Source organism: Bacillus sp. EKM202B (genome assembly GCF_011066025.1).
In the GTDB taxonomy this organism is placed as follows: domain Bacteria; phylum Bacillota; class Bacilli; order Bacillales; family Bacillaceae_G; genus Bacillus_A; species Bacillus_A toyonensis.
On the sequence record NZ_JAAMNK010000109.1, the window covers coordinates 1 to 379 of the forward strand.

The window sequence follows — 379 nt, forward strand, 5'->3', positions numbered from 1 at the left end:
TGATTTCAGTTGAGATTTTGTCCAAGTAATCTTTTCTAGCATTTGCCATGTATTCATGAATTCTAGCTACTTTTACTCGCTGTTTATTCCAGTGAGAAGATCCTTTCATTCTTCTAGAAAGAACACGCTGTGCTTTCGCCAACTTCTCTTCTAATGACTGAAAAAACTTCGGATTTTTATAGGTTGTTCCATCTGACAAAATGGCGAAATCTTTTAGTCCTACATCCATTCCAATGTAAGATTGTGTTTTCGGAAGTTCTTGCACTTCTGTTTCAGCTAACAATGACACAAAGTATCTGCCGGAAGGGTTCCTTCTAACCGTAGCATTTAAAATACGTCCCTTTACTTCGCGACTCTTGGCAAATCGAACAAGACCTAG

The 379-nt window shown here is 38.3% G+C and carries 1 protein-coding gene; it reads right to left on the bottom strand.

The features are described 5' to 3' along the window. On the bottom strand, positions 1-379 hold a 379-nt coding region (locus G9F74_RS29545), incomplete at both ends, for an RNA-guided endonuclease InsQ/TnpB family protein (RefSeq protein WP_165406441.1).